Source organism: Acidocella sp. KAb 2-4 (genome assembly GCF_020567705.1).
GTDB lineage: Bacteria > Pseudomonadota > Alphaproteobacteria > Acetobacterales > Acetobacteraceae > Acidocella.
The window spans coordinates 1-2,135 of the sequence record NZ_JAJDJU010000061.1; the positions used below are offsets into that span (position 1 = coordinate 1).

The following is a 2,135-nucleotide window of genomic DNA, read 5'->3' on the forward strand; positions in this document are numbered from 1 at the left end:
CGAGCCATTGCTTGAGGGCCTTGAGGACGGGAACGCTGTGTTGCTGGCGGAAGCGGCGTATGCAGTGATCTCGCGTTTCGCCCTTGTCCGGCTCTTCGCCCCGAGCCTGCCGTTCAACCCGATAAAGCTGCTCGAAGAACTTCAGCGCCTGCTCCGGCGGTCCGCCGCCCTTCTTTCTCGTCTTGAGGGCCTCGACGAAGCGCCGCCTTGCATGGGCCATGCATCCAATGTGGGTTGCCCCTTCCAGCGTGCGCCAGGCGGCATAGCCGTCGCTCATGACGATGCCGCGGTAGTGACCGAGGAAGGCTTGCGGATGGATCTGACCGCGGCCCGGCTGATAATCGAACAGCACGATCGGCTCGGCGCTGTCCTCGCCACTGCGATAGGCCCACATGTAGGATGTGCTGGTGGCTTGCTTATCCTTTTCTTTCAGGACCTGGACCGTCGTTTCGTCGCCGTGAATGAGGGGTTGCGATCTGAGCCGCAGCTTCAGGGCGTCATAGAGGCGGGAGAGATGCTTCTCGCTTGAGCCGATCACCCAGTGGCCAAGCGCACCGCGGCTGACGGGAACGCCGGCACGCTCGAAGGTCTGTGCCAGACGATAGAGCGGCGTTCCGTCGACATATTTGTGAACCAGCGCGAAGGCCAGCGTCGAGGCCGTGGCGATGCTGCCCGGCAGGGGCTGAGGCGGCATCGACGCGAGGATGACCGGCGTCTCGATCCCGGTACGGTCGCAATGGCGGCACGCATACTTGAACCGCACATTCTCCAGAACCTTCGCCTTGATCTCGATATGCAGCTGCTCGGTGACGGTCTCGCCCATGCGATGCAGCGGGTTCTGGCAGCACGGGCAGGCCTTCCGGTCGTCGGGTAGGTCATATTCGACGCGCTCGCGCGGCAGGTTGTCTGGCAACGGTCTGCGGCCGCGCTTCTTTCCCGCTTCGGTTTTGACCGGGGGCAATCCCGTGTCCGGAAGGACGGCGACATCGTCCTCTTCGCCGCCCGCCTCATTCTCGGCGGCAACCTGCTCGGCTTCGTTGAAGAGGCGATCGACGTGCTTTTCGCTTCTGGGCGCAAAACGGTGCAGCCTGGCCAGCGCCAGCTCTTCCTCAAGCGTGACGACGCGCCGGGCGAGCGCATCCTTCTCGGCTTTCAGCACAGCGATTTCGGCAGCATGGGCCACCAACTGCGCCATCAGCTCTTCAACAGTCGGTTTGCCGGTTCGTACCATCGGATTCTTGAATCGGAACCGTCCCGCCGCGTCAACTCAATTCGAGCGTCCTCAGCCGGCGACCTGATAGTGCCGCGCCGGATGGCGGACCATCGCATCGATGTCGATGCCGTCGAGAATCCAGTGCAATTGCTCGCTCGTCAGCCGCACCACCGGCACTTCGCGCCGGGGCCAGCGGAACTTGTCCTCGGTCAGCCGCTTCAGCACCAGCACAAAGCCCGACCGATCGAAGAACAGCAGCTTCATCCGGTCGCGGCGGCGATTGCAGAACGCAAACACCGCGGGCGCAAACGGATCGAGCGCCATCGTTTCCTGGACCAGCACCGCAAGGCTGTTGATGCCGGCCCGGAAGTCGATCGGTTCGCGGTGCAGGTAGACTTGAACATCAGCCCCCAGTCTGAACATGACCCAAGGCTCCAATGATCGCGGCCAGCGCATCCACATTGCCGCAGTCCAGCGTCAGCGTCACGCCGTTCGGCAGCGATGCGCTCACCCTAACCGATGTCGCCAACCGACCGTCACCACGCGGGGCGGGCATGGCCAACGCGCCGCTTTCCTCAATCGGCAAGTTGGAATCCGCAGCCACAATCGGAATAAACGCAGGCCTTGACGATGGCCGCTGAGGGCCGGCCTCCTGCGCGTCCTTGATCCATTTCCTCAAAAGGTTGGTATTGATCCCGTGGTCAAGCGCGAGCCGCGATATCGACACGCCAGGCTCGACGCACGACGCAACAAGGCGCGCCTTCGACGCCGGATCGTAGCGACGGCGGCCGTCACGCAAAACCCGCCTTACAACAAGCTTCTGTGCCTCGTCCTCAATCACTTGGTGTCCACCTCCGCCAAAGTGGACACTTCATGCCTCACAGCACTCAATCCAGGAAGGTGCGGGGAAATTCGCGCTTAC

3 protein-coding genes are annotated in these 2,135 nt (G+C 62.9%); all 3 read right to left on the minus strand.

Features of this window, described 5'->3' with window-relative positions:
* Positions 1-1,231 (minus strand): IS66 family transposase (tnpC, locus tag LI953_RS15280; RefSeq protein ID WP_227076950.1); only part of this gene is annotated, 1,231 nt, incomplete at its 3' end.
* A 51-nt stretch (positions 1,232-1,282) separates the two neighbouring features.
* A complete protein-coding gene (gene tnpB / locus LI953_RS15285; RefSeq protein ID WP_227076951.1) occupies positions 1,283-1,636 on the minus strand; it encodes an IS66 family insertion sequence element accessory protein TnpB in 354 nt (117 codons plus the stop codon).
* Positions 1,617-2,054 carry an IS66-like element accessory protein TnpA gene (gene tnpA, locus LI953_RS15290; RefSeq protein WP_227076952.1) on the minus strand — a complete coding sequence of 146 codons (438 nt, stop codon included), beginning with the start codon at positions 2,052-2,054 and terminating at the stop codon, positions 1,617-1,619. The genes tnpB and tnpA overlap by 20 nt, the downstream gene beginning before the upstream one ends.
* Between the last annotated feature and the right edge of the window lie 81 nt (positions 2,055-2,135).

Excerpts from the sequence above, each read along its gene's own strand:
- tnpB (WP_227076951.1), bottom strand. The coding sequence starts at position 1,636 with ATGTTCAGACTGGGGGCTGATGTTCAAGTCTACCTGCACCGCGAACCG.